A 15,086-nucleotide genomic window follows, 5' to 3' on the forward strand; every position below is an offset into this window, starting at 1 on the left:
CCCATCTTGATCCGGCGTCGAGCAATGCCGACATATGGTTCAAGTACAACCCCTCCTTGGGGTCAGGAGTATAAAAGACATGCCATCTTTCGCACCCGCCCTTGAAACCACCCTGCACAATGCGCTGACCCACGCATCGGAGCGTCGCCACGAATATGCGACGCTGGAACATCTGCTGCTCGCGCTGATCGACGACGAACATGCGTCGAAGGTGATGCAGGCCTGCGGCGTGGAGCTTGGCGAACTGTCCGACGCGGTAACGCAATATCTGGACGCCGAACTCGACAGCCTGAAGGTGGAAGGGTCCAGCGACCCCTCTCCCACCAGCGGCTTCCAGCGCGTGGTCCAGCGGGCCATATTGCACGTCCAATCCTCCGGAAAAGATGAAGTGACAGGCGCCAACGTCCTCGTCGCCCTCTTTTCCGAGCGGGAGAGTTATGCCGTCTATTTCCTCCAGCAGCAGGATATGAGCCGCCTGGACGCCGTCAGCTATATCAGCCACGGCGTCGGCAAGGGCACGGCCACCCCTGAGCAGCAGCGCGAGACGAAGGGCGCCGCCGAAGAGGAAAAGAAGGCGCAGGACAGCAAGGGCAAAAAGGACAGTGCCTTGGAGCAGTTCACCGTCAACCTCAACGAGAAGGCGGCGCGGGGCAAGGTTGACCCGCTGATCGGCCGCGCTTCCGAAGTCGACCGGACCATCCAGATCCTGTGCCGCCGGTCGAAGAACAACCCGCTCTATGTGGGCGATCCTGGCGTGGGCAAGACCGCCATTGCAGAAGGCCTGGCGCGCAAGATCGTCGAGGGCGAGGTTCCCGATGTCCTCAAGGAAGCGGTGATCTACTCGCTCGACATGGGCGCGCTGCTGGCGGGCACCCGCTATCGCGGCGATTTCGAGGAACGTCTGAAAGCCGTCGTCACCGAGTTGGAGAAGATGCCGCACGCGGTCCTCTTCATCGATGAGATCCACACCGTCATCGGCGCTGGCGCGACCAGCGGCGGCGCGATGGATGCGTCCAACCTGCTGAAGCCCGCCCTGTCGGGCGGCACGATCCGCTGCATCGGCTCCACCACCTACAAGGAATTCCGCAACCATTTCGAAAAGGACCGCGCCCTGCTGCGCCGGTTCCAGAAGATCGACGTCAACGAACCCACCGTCGAGGACACGATCAAGATTCTCGCCGGTCTGCGCAGCGCTTTCGAGGAGCATCACAACGTCAAATATACCCCCGACGCTATCAAGGCGGCGGTGGAGCTTTCGGCGCGCTACATCAACGACCGCAAGCTGCCGGACAAGGCGATCGACGTGATCGATGAGGTCGGCGCGATGCAGATGCTGGTGGTGCCGTCGAAGCGCAAGAAGACGATCACCCCCAGGGAGATCGAGCAGGTCATCGCCACCATGGCCCGCATCCCTCCCAAGACCGTGTCCGCGGACGACAAGTCGGTGCTGGGTTCGCTCGACACGGACCTCAAGCGCGTCGTCTTCGGTCAGGATCGGGCAATCGAGGTTCTGTCCTCCGCGATCAAGCTGTCGCGGGCGGGCCTGCGCGATCCCGACAAGCCGATCGGCAACTATCTCTTCTCCGGCCCCACCGGCGTCGGCAAGACGGAGGTTGCGCGCCAGCTCGCCACGCTGCTCGGCATCCCACTCCAGCGTTTCGACATGTCGGAATATATGGAACGCCACTCGGTCAGCCGCCTGATCGGCGCCCCTCCGGGCTATGTCGGCTATGACCAGGGCGGCCTGCTGACCGATGCGGTCGACCAGAATCCGCACAGCGTCCTGCTGCTGGACGAGATCGAAAAGGCCCATCCCGACCTGTTCAACATCCTGTTGCAGGTCATGGACAATGGCCGCCTGACCGATCACCACGGCAAGACGGTGGATTTCCGCAACACCATCCTCATCATGACCACCAATGCCGGTGCGTCGGACATGGCGAAGGAAAGCATCGGCTTTGGCGAACTGACCCGTGAGGATGCGCAGGAAGACGCGGTGAAGAAACTCTTCACGCCGGAATTCCGCAACCGCCTCGACGCCATCGTTCCGTTCAGCTATCTGCCGCCGGAAATCGTGGCGCGGGTCATCGACAAGTTCGTGCTCCAGCTCGAACTGCAACTGGCCGACCGCGACGTCCACATCACGCTGGATGACGATGCCAAGGCATGGCTGACCAAGAAGGGCTATGACAAGCTCTACGGCGCCCGCCCGATGGGCCGCCTGATGCAGGAGAAGATCAAGCAACCGCTGGCCGAGGAGCTGCTGTTCGGCAAGCTGGTCCACGGCGGAGAGGTCCATGTCCGGCTGAAGGATGAGGCTCTCGCCTTCGAAATCACCCCCGCCGCCCCCAAGAAGGGCAAGAAGGGTGGCAAGGCGAAACCCGCCGAATCCGCGAAATAATTTCGCCCGATCCGGTGAAAGAAAAAAAGGGCGGCCCATTTGGCCGCCCTTTTTCAATGCTGGACGCGCACCCATCCTCCCGCAACAACAGCGCCCCCGTCACAAGACGCTCTCACACTGCTACACTCCTGCGCGAGTCAGGACGGGAGAGTTACCATGCCCAACGCCATCACCCTCTACACCAACCCCATGTCGCGCGGACAGATCGCCCGCTGGATGCTGGAGGAAGTCGGCCAACCTTATGAGACGATCGTGCTGGACTATGGCGAAGGCGGCATGAAGTCCGCCGATTATCTGGCGATCAACCCCATGGGCAAGGTCCCCACCATCGTCCATGCCGGCAAGACGGTGACGGAATGCGCGGCGATCTGCGCTTATCTGGCGGATGCTTTCCCCGCCGCGAACCTCGCGCCGCCTACGGACGCTCGCGCCGATTATTATCGCTGGCTCTTCTTCGCCGCCGGTCCAGTCGAAGCCGCCGTCACCAACAAGGCGCTCGGCTTCGTCGTTCCCGCCAATCGCGAGCAATCGGCGGGCTATGGCACATTCGACCATATGGTCGATGCACTGGAACATGCCGTCTCCGGCCCCGCCTGGATTTGCGGCGAGCAGTTCACCGCCGCGGACGTCTATGTCGGCGCGCAGATCGACTGGGGCCTCAGCTTCGGCACCATCCCCAGCCGCCCCACTTTCGAAAGCTATGCCGCCCGCCTGCGCGAACGCCCGGCCTATCGGCGCCAGAAGGAACAGGACAACGCCCTGATCGCCCGGATGCAGAAGCCGTCATAAAATAAAAGGCCCAGCGAATTTCTCCGCCGGGCCTTTCCCTATCTTGAACAGCGTCCTCAGTTCCGCTGGCTGCCCATGAAGCGCAGCAGGAACAGGAACATGTTGATAAAGTCGAGATAGAGGTTCAGCGCCCCCATCACCACCGACTTGCCCATCATGTCCGTACCCGCGACATGGGCGTAGATGCTCTTGATCTTCTGCGTGTCATAGGCGGTCAGACCCGCGAACAGCAGCACGCCGATGAAGCTGATCACCATGCTCATCGCGCTCGACCGGAAGAAGAGGTTGATGAGGCTGGCCACCAGCAACCCGACCACGCCCATGATCAGGAAAGTGCCGAAAGCCGACAGGTCGCGCTTCGTCGTGTAGCCCCACAGGCTCAGCCCCACGAAAGCCGCCGCCGTCGCGAAAAATGTCTGCGCGACCGACGTCCCCGTATAGACGAGCAATATGGACGACAATGACAGGCCCATCACCGCGGCATAGGCCCAGAACATCGCCTGCATCGCAAAGGTCGACAGCCGATTGACGCCAAAGCTCATGACCATCACGAACAGCAAAGGCGCGAACATGATGACATATTTCAATATGCCCGGCCCAGCCAGTATCTGATAGGCAAGGCCGCTCGACGCGAACAGCATGGCGACCAAACCAGTCAGCAACACGCCGCTCGCCATATAATTATAGACCGACAACATATAGCTGCGCAGGCCAGCGTCGAACGCCTCCCCGCGCGCGGCGGTCGTGCCGCCAAAACCCGCAATGTCGGAACGCGGATCGGACCAATTGGCCATGAGATAATCTCCTTCACCGGCATGATAGCAGCCGGTTTTCCTATTATCGGCTTATCGCGCCACATATTCAAGCGCAGAGCGCAACCTGACTTGTCGCGGCGGAACCGCTATAGCAGGATCATGCATCGGCTTTTCGTCGCCATCCGTCCCCCCGCCAATATCCGCGCGGAACTGCTCAACCTGATGCACGGCATCATGGGCGCGCGCTGGCAGGACGATGAGCAACTGCATCTCACCTTGCGCTTCGTGGGTGAAATCGACCGCCCCCAGGCCAACGACCTGGCCGACGCGCTAGGCAATATCCGCTTTTCACCGTTTCAGCTCGCCCTTTCCGGCGTCGGCTGTTTCGACCGCAAGGGCCAGGTCCATACACTCTGGGCGGGCGTACAGCCACGCGATCCTCTCGCCCAGCTCCATCGAAAGGTCGACCGCGCCTGCATCCGAACCGGCCTCTCGCCGGACAATCGAAGCTATTTCCCCCATGTCACCCTGGCCCGCTTCAGCCGCACAGCCGGTCCGATGGAGCCGTTCATGAACCTCCACGCCGCCTTGGCGAGCGCGCCCTTCACAGTCGACGAGTTCGCCCTTTATGAAAGCCACCTCGGCCAGACGGGATCGGCCTATCACAGGATCGAACGCTATCGGGCCGATCTGCCAGCACCCAGGTCCAAAACGACCTTCACCCCGCCATTTTGATCCTCTCCCGTTCGGGCTGAGCCCGTCGAAGCCCTTCCCTTCTTGAAGAGAAGAAACGCCCCCTTCCGACAGACCCAAGCCCATCGCCTCTCGAAACCCTATCCCGCCGACAAGACGCCACAGGCCACGCGCCCACCGGCATTGCCCGCCGGATCGGTCTTGTTGTCATCGGCCTGCGCATGAATGACGACCGCAGCGCCATCGCCGTCCAGCAGGGGCGTCGCGCCCGCGCTGACGGTTCCGCCCGCAATTACATATTCCATCTCGCCCGCACCATCGGCGCCAGCGATCATGTTGGGCATGTCGCCCATATGCTTGCCGTCCGGATTGTCCCTGCCATGCTTATGCCCGGTCGGATTCCAATGTCCGCCCGCGCTGGCGAAGTCGGGCGGCGTGCAGGTTCCGGCGGTATGGACATGCACGGCATGCATCCCCGGCGTCAGCCCCCGCGCGCGCACGACGACATGCAGGCCGTCTCCCGCCTGTGTCACCGTCGCCTCGCCCCGCGAAGAGCCATCCCCCGCCAACAGCTTGGCATGGGCCACCGGCGCCGGGGCGTCCGCAACAGGCGCGTCGGCGGACGAACCGGTCACACAGCCCGACGCCATGAAAGCCATGGGCAGCGCCATGATGATGGCGGCAATTTTCATGATGAACAAACTCCCCAGAAGGACGCTGCCTGGCGAACGCTCCATGGCGGCTTTTTGTTGCCTAGGCGATTTGAAATGTCATCCGATTTTCGCCGGTCGCGCCATGCAGCCACGGCCAGCCATCCGTCCGAACCATCGACCGCACCAACCATATGAAAAAAGGGGCCGGTCTTCCGACCAGCCCCTCGATCCTCTTCCATCCCAAGGGATGGAATATCTTACTGACCCGAACCCGGACCGTAGGTGATTTCCACGCGACGGTTCTGCAGTTCGCGGACGCCGTCGGCGGTTTCGACGCGGGGGTTCGATTCACCGAACGCCTGGGTCGTGATCACGCCGTCGGGGATGCCCTTCGAAGCGACATAGGCCTTGACCGCGTCAGCACGACGCTGCGACAGACCGACGTTGTACGAGGCCGAACCCGAACGGTCCGCATAGCCCGCCAGCATGACCTGGGCGCTGCCGCAGTTGCTGTAGGCCGAAACCGCGTTGTCCAAAATGGTGGCGGCGTCAGGCGTGATGTCCGACTTGTCCCATTCGAAGAACACGATGTACGGCCCAGGGCTGCACTCGGCCACCGGCGGCGGAGGCGGCGGGGGCGGGGGCGGCGGGGGAGGCGGCGGGGGCGGAGGCGGCGGCGGAGCAGCCGGTTCGCCACCGAAGTTGTAGGTCAGACCCAGCAGCAGGCTGTGGGTGCGCAGCTTGGTTTCGACCGACGAACCGGCGGGGCCACCGATGGTGGTGTAGGCCGGGATCAGCTTGATATCGTCCTGATTGAAGAAGCGATACTTCAGCGAGACGTCGACATGGTTGGTCAGCGGATAGCGAACGCCCGCGATCGCCTGCCAGGCGAAGCCGGTGTCCGAATCATTGACCAGATCGTTGGCCAGCTTGCCGCGCGAAACGCCGACACCGCCGCCGACGAAGCCCTGCAGGCCGTCATCGGGACCGAAGTCCAGCAAACCGTTCAGCATGAAGGACAGGGCCGAAGCCGCACCGCCGAAGAGGCTCTTGTCCAGGTCGACCTCGGCGCGCTTGTAGGCCGCCTCGGCTTCCAGGCGGAAACCGCCGAAATCATAACCGATATTGGCGTCGCCATCGAAGCCCTTGTGGTAGTCCACATTGGAAATGGTGTTGCTGGCTGCACCGGCATTGCCGGGGGTGAAGGTGATGTCCTGATCTTCGACGAGAACAACGCCGGAGTCGATGCCGACATACCAGCTATTGTCACGCGCCAAGGCCGGAGTGGCCAGGGCGCTTGTGGCAAGCACGGCCGCGAGGGCAAGCTTCCGCATCTGTATTCCCCTTTCAAAAGTGTCACGAAGGACTGCTGAAACCCTGTATCCGCTAGAAAGTTTCATGGCAAGTCCACAATTGGCAAAACTGTTGCAAAAATAACGCAGTAGACCTGTCCACCCGCCCGCGAAGACTAATCAGCGGACGCCTTCTTGTAAAAAGCGGACATCCCCCAAGTCACGGCCCGGTCAGGCCGCAATCAAGCCATGCGCCCGCAACGCGCCCAATATGGCCACCAGTGCGGAACGGGCCTCCGCGTCCACGGTCGCGCCGCCCGACGGATCGGCGATGGCGGCCGCCCGCGCTCCGACGACACGCGCGCCGCCGACATGGAATCCGTCGCTCCCCGCGCCGCAATCCCGCCAGCCCGTCCCGTCATGCAACATGGCATGCCCCCTGTCCGCGACCCATAGCGAAAGCCCCGCGCGCGGAGCGGCAAAGCGCCATCCCCCCTCGGTCCAGCAGGCCAGGGCATCCTCCTGCCCCTCCCACGCGCCCGATGCGCCCGCCGCCACGATCCAGCAGGCGCCGACCGGGGGCGAAGGCGGCGGCGCATGCTCATCGGCGCTTTCCACCGCGCCATGCAGCAGCATGTCGATCCGGGCCAGCGCCTCATTGTGGAAAATTTCCTTCTGCGCCTGCCCCGCGAAAAGCTGCGGCAAGGCCCAACGGAAAGTCGAGTCCATCGTCATGATGCGATTATCCTTTTTCGTTACTGGAGAAATTCCCGATCAGCCCACCAAAACAATGCGCGCAGCCCGCCCCAGCGCATGGGAACCTATCTGCCGCACCTCTACCGCCACTTCGCCCCCGCTCCCCATATCCTCGGCCACCGCCGCCGCGTCATAGGTCCAGACGGGTTGATCGGTGACGATCCGGCGCACCGCATCCGCCCCCGCCCACAGGGTCAGTTCATAAGCTTCCCGATCCTCGCCCAGCGGCACGTCGGTTCCGCTGGTCCAGCGCCACCCGTTCCTGCTCCGCCTCGTCCAGCCGACGGTCCAGCCACCCCCGCCGTCCGGCCGCGCCGTCACATGAACCGGGGAAGGCGGCGCCACGGCCTCCCCCGACACCGTCAACAGCGCCTCGCTCGGCTCGCTGTCCCCGACGCCGATCGCCGCGACCCGGACGCCTCCGCCCATCTCCGAAACCCCGCCATAGGCGGCAAACGGCTCGATCAGCCGATCCTCCTCCAACAACAGGAAATGCTCGCCCGCCTCATGGAACGCCATCGCCCATTCGGTTCCGAACAGCCCCCGCCGCAACCCCTCCAGCCGGAAGCTCGCCTCGCCGGTCTGCACCGCATGGCTGAACTGGATCAGTTCCCGCCCGACCAGACACAGGTTGCGCCCCAGCGCCAGCGCCGCCTCATCCGCCCCGTGCAATTCCATATCCGCCGCCAGCAAAGTGACCTGAACGGCATGGACAGCATCGATCAACGTCGCGCTCCCCGCTGGCAATGGAGCGTCCACCCGCCCCATCACCGCCCGGCCCGCCGTCCGCCCGACAGGCGAAGCCTCCCCCGTCGCGCCGATGGCGAAAAGCGCCGCGCCGCGCCACCCTTCGCCACCGCTCGCCGCCGCCACGACGACCGGCGCCGTCGCCAGCCCGTCCCTGATCAGCGGCAAATCCGCCAGCATCAGCGTCGTCGGCCCATGCGGCCTGTCCGTCTGCCGCACCACCGCGCCCGAAGACGCCCCCGCCGGTATCGCCGTCCCAGCCCCCGGCACGCGCCGAAGGGCCAGCCGCACGGCCATGGCCTCCCATTCCCGTTCCTCGATCCGCCAAAGCCCCGGCACGCCTTCGACCGTCACGACATCCCCCGGCCCGTGGCGCAGGGCGTCCCACCCGCACCGCAGCGTCATCGTCGCGCGCCCGGTCCAGGCCATCGCCATCTTCCGCGCCGCCAGCGCCCGCGCATCCTGACCCGACAGCACGACGGGCAGGTCCACCCCCTGCTCCAGCCGCCCCGGTCCCGGCCTGCCGATGCGCTGCACGCCCGCCTGATAATCACGCGCCGCATCATAATAGCGCACCGACAAAGCCACCGGCACGCCATCGGCGGCACCGCCCGACTGCTCGAACCCGTCCAAAGCCCGCCCATTCACCGCGCGGCACAGCCCAGCAGCCCCGACAACCGCTCCGCCTTCCGCCCCGGAAGCCCGCAGACGCAACCCGCCCTCTTCGGCCACGAAGGCAAGGTCGAACGCCTCCGCCAACGGCGCCAGCGCATCGCCCACATCCCTGCCGCTCGCCGCCATGCCGTCGACCCAACCCAGGCCGTCGCCCGTCAGCATCCCGCCGCTCAACTCGGCAACCATCCCGCCAACCGGAACCGCGCCCTCATCCGCCTCGATCTCGAAAGTCAGCGATGGAATGCGATTGCCATAATCCGCCAGCGCCAGATCCTCGAACACCGCATAGGCGATCCCCCGATGCCCCGGCGTCAGCCCCAGCCCCTCCGCCGCAGCGATCAGCGGATCGACCGCCTGGTCCTCTCCCCCCATATGCAGCCGGAAAGCCCCCAGTTCCGTCTTGAAGTCCCCCGCCGCCCCGCGCAACAGGTTCCCGTCCGCCCAGACGCGCCGCACCGCCCGCACCGCCCGCGCCGACAGGGCCACCGCAAAACTCGCCGAATAGCTGTAGCTGGTGACGCTCGGCCGCCCCTTGCCCCCGCCGCTCCTGTGCCTGGTCTCCTTCAGGTCCGTCGCCCAGATCACCGTCCCCGCCACCCGCATCGTCCCGAACAGCCTGGGTATCTGCGACCCATAAGTGGATGTCTGGACCTGCACCTCGGTCAACCGCCGCCCTTCGACCCCCTTGGGCTTGAACAGCACCGCATGATCGAAGGCATTGCCGATCAGCCCCCCGATGGCGCCACCCAGCGGCCCGCCAATGGCCGTGCCAAGGGCGGTCAACATAATCGTCGCCATATCTTCTCCTATTTTGGCCGCCAGTAGCCCAGCACCGGCCAGGGCGAATCCCCCGGCATCTCCACCACGCGCCCCACGCCCGCATGGGCATGGACATGCCCGCCCGGCACAACGATCATCAGATGCAGTTGCAAAGGCCCCGGCCGCACCAACGCCAGATCGCCGTCACGCGCCGCCTTGACCCGCCGCAACCCCGCCGCCCGCAACCACTCCGCCGCCAGCCCCTCATCCCCCGACCGTAGCCCATAACCCTCCGGCGCGCGCCGCCCCAGCACCAGCGCCGCCAGCCCCACGCAGTCCAGCCCCCGCTCGACCGACCGCCCATGCAAGCGAAAGCGCGCGCCCACCAACGCCCGCGCCGCCGCCACGGCCGCGCTCAAGCCGCCCCCGGATAGCGCGTCAACAAATCCGTCCCCGGCAGATAAGGCTCCCCCCGAAAATTCACGACATTGCCGAACCGCCCGGCGCAGGTCGCCAACTGCCGGTCACACCCCTCGGTCAGCAAGGCCAAGGCCCCCGCCTCCACCGCAAAAGGCGGCGGATCGGCCAGGCTCACGCCCTCCGCGTCATTATCCACCACCCCCTGCACGATCCCGCCATTGGCCCCGGTCAACCAGCGCAAAGTGCCGAACGCATAGGCCCCCGCCGCCAACCCGGAAACAGCCGCGACGACATCCTCCACGGCCTCGACAGCAACCACCCGCCGCCGCCCGGCCAGATCGACCCGGCACTGCCGGTCCCCCAACGCCGCCCGGCAATCCGGCGAAGTCGAAGGCGCGACCGGCGCTTTCAAAGCCGCCATCGCTCCCACCAGCTCCGCCGTGAAGGCCCCCGCCCTGCGCGCCACCGCCCCCAACTCCCCGTGAGCCAGCAACAACCACAAATCCCCCGGAGCCTCCCACTCCGTCAGCCGCAATTCCAGCGCAGCCCCATCCCAGCGCCCCGCCATCAAATCCGCCTCACTGATCGCATCGGACACCAGAGCGCCCTCCACATCGGCGTCGCTCCCCTCGACCCCGATCCCGCTCCGCACGGCGGAGGGCGTCATCCCCGGCGCCGCCCGATACAGCAGATGCCCAACGGCCAAGTCCCGATCATGGCTGGTCAGCCCCATCGTCACCCCATCCCGCCGCTCGATCCGCCAGCAAAAGGCCAATGTCGCCAGCGGCCTGTCCAAAGCCTCCAGCCCGCTCATTCGCGTATCTCCACCAAGGGCACCGAAGGCGCTTCCCCCGCCGCGAATGTCGCCCGGTTGATATCCAGCCGATCCTCGGCAAAGCGCACCGGCACATCGAACCGGAACCCCGCCGTCAGTACCGCGCCCTCCGCCGGAGCCACATCGAAAGCGATCACCCCCAGGCCGGAATGGCTCCAGCCCCCGACCATCTCGGTCCCATCCACGGCGACCCGGATAGTTCCCGCCACCGGCCGCGTGATCCGCCGCGCCTGCGCCTCCTCGCCCAGCCCATAAAAGCGCTGCAACGGAAACTCTGCCCGCACCCCGTCGCCCAGCCCCAGCCGCTGGTCCAAAGGCCCCGGCACACCGCCCACGCCGCAACTCCGGTCATCATAAGGATCGGTGAACCGAAACCCCCGCGCCGCCCCCCGCCGCGCCCGGAAAAAGGCGATCAGCACCGCCATATCCGCCTCCGACCGCACCCCCGGCCCCGCGTCGAAGGACAGGCGCGCATCCGCCCAGTCGCTGCTCCGCCGCTCATGCCCGGAAACGCTCTCCACGATCTGCGTCGAGAAAGCGGGTGAAACGCTCGCCTCCCGCCCTACGCCCAAAGGAAAAGCGACATCGTCAAAGGCCTGCACATCATCCTCCCCATCCAGCCGGAAGCAGGTGAAGCCGTCCCGCGCCACCTGCGGCAACGCCCAGACAAAGACCGCCGCCGTCCCCCGCTTCACCGCAGCATCCGCCGCCGCCGCAATCTCCCGCCACTGCCCGGCATCCTCGCCCCGCAGCACGAAGCCCGAAAAATAATGCTGCTCATGAACCGGATAGCCCAGCCGCCCGACCGCCAGTTCGATCCCCAGCGCGGTCAGCCGCTCCCGCCCCTCCGTCACCCAGTCATAATCCTCCAACTGCAAAACGTCGAAAGCCGGCGAAGCCCATCCCAATGGCATGTTCGCCCGCTTCGCCTCCGGCGCCAGCGGATCGAGCACGGTCGGCAGATAGGCCAGCAAATGCGTCACCGCCCCCGGCGCCACCCCTTTCACCCAGCCGCAAAGCGCCGCCGTCGAAGCCGCCAGCACCTCCCCCGCCCGATCCAGCAAAGCCTTCTGGGCCGCACTCAAAACCCCCCGAACATCCGGGATGGAAACCAGCAAGCCGCCAAAGGCCGCCCGCGCCGCATCGTCATACAGGCAGATGCGCCCATCTCCCGGCATCACCCACCACCACGGCTCCCCCACCTGAAACTTGATCGAAATCCCAGCCGCCAAGCCAATGGAAACAAAGGCCCCCGCAACCACCCGCAAATAGCTCATCGCCCCATCATGCGCGGGCGAGAGCAAAGTCGAAGGCGGCGACCACCCCGTCAGCGCGGGCGACCCGTCCTCGGCCCGCTGCTTCCAGTCGTTCCAGCAATGCGCATCGAACAATTCATAGGAAAGCGACCAGATCACCCCCAGCCCCAGCGCCCTGGCCCTCTGCGCGAAATCCGCATGCCAGGCCGCGCAAGCCGCATTCAGCACCCCGCCCGCCAGGCTGACGTAAAATCCGCCCCCCACCGGTTCCAGCCGGAAATAATGGCTCATCCCGACATAATGGTTGATGTCCCCGCGATAGCCCAGCGCATGGATCGAAGCGACGATCCGCTCCGGCGTCTGGTTGAAGCAATCGTCATAGCCCGTCGCCATCGACAGCCCATGCTCCGGCAACACCACGTCGCCCACGCGCAGGACGGAGCCTGCCCCGTCGCAACTTATCCCGGACAGTTCACACCAACCCTCAACCCCGGCGGCAAAGGGCGTGCTCCCCGCATCATAATCGGGCGCGGCCAGCGAGATGAACATCCGGTCGACATCCCCCGCCCAGACCGCCTCGCCCTCGCTCAGCAGAAAGCCGCTCCTCACATCGGCAAAATCCAATGTGACGACAGCATCTTCTGCCCCACCGCTCGCATAGTTCCACAAGCGCACATACCAGGACCGCGGCACGCCCTCCGCATCCCGCCCCTCGATGGTCAGCGTCGGCCCATGCGTCTCGTCCAGCCGCCGCAGCCCGCCGCTCCGCCACCGAAAGCGCAGCACGCAATCGCGAAAATCCCGATCCGCCTCATAGGCCAGCAGGGCATGGCTCCACTTGTCCTCCGCCTCCCAGATCAGCCCCGCCAGATCGCCCGACCCATAGAAAACGGCATCCACCCGCAAGGCATCCGGCGCGCTGGTGACGACACTCGCCATCATCGGGCGGGGGAAATTGACGGTCCAATGGGTCGGCGCGAACCGCTTCATGAACCGCGCTTCCTGCCCCCGCCGTGCATCCGCCAGCCAATAGCTCAAAGCACTCATCCGCTGATCGCCCCCCTCACGGCCCTCGCCACCTGCCGCGCACTGCGCGAAAGCAGTCGGGCGCTATCCGCCCCCTGCCCCTGCACCGCGATGCTCACCCGCACATCCCGCACCCCGCCGCCGCCGTTGGGCACGACCTGCCCGCTCGCCGTCGGCACGAAGACCTCCGGCCCCCGCTCCCCCACGACATAGGCCCGCCCCGGCGCCACCGGCCCGCCAGTCGCCCGCCCCGGCAGGCCCAGCACGGACGCCGCCAACCCGACCAGCCCACCGCCGCCGACACTGTCCATCCCCACCCGCAACGCATTGGCAGCGATGTCATCCAGCACCCGCAGAGCGACAGCCTTCAGTTCCTCGAACCCGAACTTCCCGGACCGGGCGGCCCGCAGCAACTCCCGCTCGATCCGCCGCCCGGCCCGCTCCGCACCGTTCGCGAGAGTCCCTTCCAATTCCTCCCGCATGACGCCCACATCCTGGGCCAATCCCCGCGTATCCGCCCGCACCCGCACGACCAGATTGTCGATTTCCTCGTCCATCCCGCCCCCCAAAGCTCATTTTGAAGCACAACATGCTCCTGCGAAGGCAGGAGCCCAGAGCTTGGAACTGACTTCCCGCCCCGACCCCACACCCCCACCCCGTTCGTTTCGAGCGAAGTCGAGAAACGGAGTCACCCCCAAGCCTCAATCCGGCATCCCGGCCCGCAACCTCTCCAACTCCCCCCGATCCATCCCCACCCACGCTTCCTCCTCATCCCCGCGAGCCGCCCGCAAAACGCTCTCCAGTTCCGCCGGGGTCGACCGCCAGAATTCCTCCGGCCGCCACCCCAGCAACCACCCCGCGACCCCGGCCAGCCGCGCCGCCGCCTTGAAAAAGCTCATCGTCCCCCCAGAATCTGCCCCAATATCCCGCGCAACACCGGCGTCAGCTTCGCCAGGCCAACCGCCACAATCGCTTCGCCCAACGCCTCCCGCGTCAGCCCTGCGGGCGGCTCCGCCAGACAATGCCAGAGCAGCCCCGCCATCTCGGCCAGCGACAGCTTCCCGTCCGCCGCCCGCTCCACCAGCGAGAACAACGGTCCCAACTCTTCCTCAGCCGCCACCAAAGCCGCAAAACTGGGCCGCAGCACGAACCGCTCACCCCCCAGTTCCAGCGCCGCCTCCCCCCTGGCCCCGTTAGCCCCGCTCACAGCGACACCACCGGGCCGGAGCTTTCCAGGCTCAGCGCATAATTGCGCTCCCCATTATAATCCCCGGCATAGTCCAGCCGCGTCACCAGGAACCGCCCGCGCATCTTCTCGCCGCTTTCGAAGCTCAGCTCATAATCGCCGATGGTCCCCGCCAGCGCATGGTTGCGCAGCCGCACCTCCGCCGCCGATCCGGTGAAAATCCCAGCCGCCGACACGCTGACCGACCGCACCCCCGCACCCGACAGCAATTCGCGCCAACCGCCCGAATCCTTGCTGGTGACATTCACCGCCTCGCCATTGACGGACAATTGCGTCGTGCGCATCCCCGCCACCGTGGCGTAGGCGACCGGCGCCTCGCCATCCCCGATCTTCAACAGAAACGCGCTTCCTTTTTCCACGCCCATGGCGCATTCTCCTCCAAGATAAACCGTGCAAGAATCGGGATTTAGAGAGAGGCCTGAAATGTTCGTGACCGCCCCCCTGATGCTGCTGCTCGCCGCCGCCCCGCAAAGCGGCGACGCCGTCGGCAATGGCCGAAAGGCCTATTCGGAATGCCTGTCGAAACAGGTTCAGCCCGCCATCGACAAGAAACTGACGCTCGGCGATTTCCAGTCCACGCTAAAGGCCCAGTGCGGCGACAAGGAAGCCGCCTTCCGCGCCGCCATCGTCGCGGACGACAAGTCCAGCGGCATGTCGGAAAAGGATGCCCAATCCGACGCCGACGACCAGATCAGCGAATATAGGGACAAGATCGTCGGAGAATATGAAGACTATTCGAAGTCCTGACACCCCCACATTCCCCTCCCTTCCAGGGAGGGGTCA

At 65.6% G+C, this 15,086-nt stretch carries 16 protein-coding genes; 4 read left to right on the forward strand and 12 right to left on the reverse strand.

The features are described 5' to 3' along the window. Nucleotides 1–79: 79 nt before the first annotated feature. Entirely contained in the window at nt 80–2,401 is a 2,322-nt protein-coding gene (clpA, locus tag NUH86_RS09995) for an ATP-dependent Clp protease ATP-binding subunit ClpA (protein ID WP_267249363.1), read from the forward strand. Between the two features lie 156 nt (nt 2,402–2,557). Then, nucleotides 2,558–3,190: a glutathione S-transferase family protein gene (locus tag NUH86_RS10000; RefSeq protein WP_267249364.1), complete on the forward strand. Its 633-nt coding sequence runs from the start codon at nt 2,558–2,560 to the stop codon at nt 3,188–3,190. Nucleotides 3,191–3,246: 56 nt separating this feature from the next. On the opposite strand, the gene NUH86_RS10005 is transcribed toward NUH86_RS10000, so the two are convergent. Next, nucleotides 3,247–3,984: a Bax inhibitor-1/YccA family protein gene (locus NUH86_RS10005; protein ID WP_267249365.1), complete on the reverse strand. Its 738-nt coding sequence runs from the start codon at nt 3,982–3,984 to the stop codon at nt 3,247–3,249. A 120-nt stretch (nt 3,985–4,104) separates the two neighbouring features. Between NUH86_RS10005 and thpR the strand changes: the two genes are divergently transcribed. Further along, a complete protein-coding gene (thpR, locus tag NUH86_RS10010; RefSeq protein WP_267249366.1) occupies nt 4,105–4,680 on the forward strand; it encodes an RNA 2',3'-cyclic phosphodiesterase in 576 nt (191 codons plus the stop codon). A gap of 98 nt (nt 4,681–4,778) precedes the next feature. Here the strand turns inward: thpR and NUH86_RS10015 are convergent, their stop codons facing one another. The 11 genes from NUH86_RS10015 to NUH86_RS10065 all read right to left on the reverse strand — a co-directional run bounded on the left by NUH86_RS10015 (nt 4,779) and on the right by NUH86_RS10065 (nt 14,668). Continuing rightward, nucleotides 4,779–5,330, reverse strand: coding sequence for a superoxide dismutase family protein (locus NUH86_RS10015; RefSeq protein WP_267249367.1), 552 nt, complete (start codon nt 5,328–5,330; stop codon nt 4,779–4,781). Between the two features lie 218 nt (nt 5,331–5,548). Next, nucleotides 5,549–6,625 (reverse strand): OmpA family protein, encoded by a 1,077-nt coding sequence (locus NUH86_RS10020; protein ID WP_267249368.1) that lies wholly within the window; start codon nt 6,623–6,625, stop codon nt 5,549–5,551. Nucleotides 6,626–6,814: 189 nt separating this feature from the next. Next, complete coding sequence (locus NUH86_RS10025) at nt 6,815–7,318, reverse strand: DUF2793 domain-containing protein (protein WP_267249369.1); 504 nt, start codon at nt 7,316–7,318, stop codon at nt 6,815–6,817. 39 nt (nt 7,319–7,357) lie between these two features. Then, on the reverse strand, nt 7,358–9,559 hold the full coding sequence (locus NUH86_RS10030; RefSeq protein ID WP_267249370.1) for a phage tail protein: 2,202 nt from the start codon (nt 9,557–9,559) through the stop codon (nt 7,358–7,360). 8 nt (nt 9,560–9,567) lie between these two features. Next, on the reverse strand, nt 9,568–9,927 hold the full coding sequence (locus NUH86_RS10035) for a peptidoglycan endopeptidase (RefSeq protein ID WP_267252093.1): 360 nt from the start codon (nt 9,925–9,927) through the stop codon (nt 9,568–9,570). Nucleotides 9,928–9,935: 8 nt separating this feature from the next. Beyond that, nucleotides 9,936–10,754, reverse strand: a complete 819-nt coding sequence (locus tag NUH86_RS10040) for a DUF2163 domain-containing protein (RefSeq protein WP_267249371.1) — start codon at nt 10,752–10,754, stop codon at nt 9,936–9,938. After that, nucleotides 10,751–13,078, reverse strand: a complete 2,328-nt coding sequence (locus NUH86_RS10045; protein ID WP_267249372.1) for a DUF2460 domain-containing protein — start codon at nt 13,076–13,078, stop codon at nt 10,751–10,753. Before NUH86_RS10045 ends, NUH86_RS10040 begins: the two co-directional genes overlap by 4 nt. Next, nucleotides 13,075–13,614 (reverse strand): tail tape measure protein, encoded by a 540-nt coding sequence (locus NUH86_RS10050; RefSeq protein WP_267249373.1) that lies wholly within the window; start codon nt 13,612–13,614, stop codon nt 13,075–13,077. The genes NUH86_RS10045 and NUH86_RS10050 overlap by 4 nt, the downstream gene beginning before the upstream one ends. Nucleotides 13,615–13,758: 144 nt before the next feature. Next, nucleotides 13,759–13,956, reverse strand: a complete 198-nt coding sequence (locus NUH86_RS10055; protein WP_267249374.1) for a phage tail assembly chaperone — start codon at nt 13,954–13,956, stop codon at nt 13,759–13,761. Further along, nucleotides 13,953–14,264 (reverse strand): gene transfer agent family protein, encoded by a 312-nt coding sequence (locus tag NUH86_RS10060; RefSeq protein ID WP_267249375.1) that lies wholly within the window; start codon nt 14,262–14,264, stop codon nt 13,953–13,955. Before NUH86_RS10060 ends, NUH86_RS10055 begins: the two co-directional genes overlap by 4 nt. Beyond that, nucleotides 14,261–14,668: a phage major tail protein, TP901-1 family gene (locus NUH86_RS10065; RefSeq protein ID WP_267249376.1), complete on the reverse strand. Its 408-nt coding sequence runs from the start codon at nt 14,666–14,668 to the stop codon at nt 14,261–14,263. The genes NUH86_RS10060 and NUH86_RS10065 overlap by 4 nt, the downstream gene beginning before the upstream one ends. A gap of 58 nt (nt 14,669–14,726) precedes the next feature. On the opposite strand from NUH86_RS10065, the gene NUH86_RS10070 reads away from it, so the two are divergent. Then, nucleotides 14,727–15,050 (forward strand): hypothetical protein, encoded by a 324-nt coding sequence (locus NUH86_RS10070; protein WP_267249377.1) that lies wholly within the window; start codon nt 14,727–14,729, stop codon nt 15,048–15,050. Nucleotides 15,051–15,086: the final 36 nt, after the last annotated feature.

It is taken from the genome of Sphingobium sp. JS3065, from assembly GCF_026427355.1.
Taxonomy (GTDB): domain Bacteria; phylum Pseudomonadota; class Alphaproteobacteria; order Sphingomonadales; family Sphingomonadaceae; genus Sphingobium.

Bases quoted from the DNA above. Each gene is read 5' to 3' on its own strand.
- clpA (WP_267249363.1), top strand. From the start codon at position 80: ATGCCATCTTTCGCACCCGCCCTTGAAACCACCCTGCACAATGCGCTG.
- NUH86_RS10000 (WP_267249364.1), top strand. From the start codon at position 2,558: ATGCCCAACGCCATCACCCTCTACACCAACCCCATGTCGCGCGGACAG.
- NUH86_RS10005 (WP_267249365.1), bottom strand. From the start codon at position 3,984: ATGGCCAATTGGTCCGATCCGCGTTCCGACATTGCGGGTTTTGGCGGC.
- thpR (WP_267249366.1), top strand. From the start codon at position 4,105: ATGCATCGGCTTTTCGTCGCCATCCGTCCCCCCGCCAATATCCGCGCG.
- NUH86_RS10015 (WP_267249367.1), bottom strand. From the start codon at position 5,330: ATGAAAATTGCCGCCATCATCATGGCGCTGCCCATGGCTTTCATGGCG.
- NUH86_RS10020 (WP_267249368.1), bottom strand. From the start codon at position 6,625: ATGCGGAAGCTTGCCCTCGCGGCCGTGCTTGCCACAAGCGCCCTGGCC.
- NUH86_RS10025 (WP_267249369.1), bottom strand. From the start codon at position 7,318: ATGACGATGGACTCGACTTTCCGTTGGGCCTTGCCGCAGCTTTTCGCG.
- NUH86_RS10030 (WP_267249370.1), bottom strand. From the start codon at position 9,559: ATGGCGACGATTATGTTGACCGCCCTTGGCACGGCCATTGGCGGGCCG.
- NUH86_RS10040 (WP_267249371.1), bottom strand. From the start codon at position 10,754: ATGAGCGGGCTGGAGGCTTTGGACAGGCCGCTGGCGACATTGGCCTTT.
- NUH86_RS10045 (WP_267249372.1), bottom strand. From the start codon at position 13,078: ATGAGTGCTTTGAGCTATTGGCTGGCGGATGCACGGCGGGGGCAGGAA.
- NUH86_RS10050 (WP_267249373.1), bottom strand. From the start codon at position 13,614: ATGGACGAGGAAATCGACAATCTGGTCGTGCGGGTGCGGGCGGATACG.
- NUH86_RS10055 (WP_267249374.1), bottom strand. From the start codon at position 13,956: ATGAGCTTTTTCAAGGCGGCGGCGCGGCTGGCCGGGGTCGCGGGGTGG.
- NUH86_RS10065 (WP_267249376.1), bottom strand. From the start codon at position 14,668: ATGGGCGTGGAAAAAGGAAGCGCGTTTCTGTTGAAGATCGGGGATGGC.
- NUH86_RS10070 (WP_267249377.1), top strand. From the start codon at position 14,727: ATGTTCGTGACCGCCCCCCTGATGCTGCTGCTCGCCGCCGCCCCGCAA.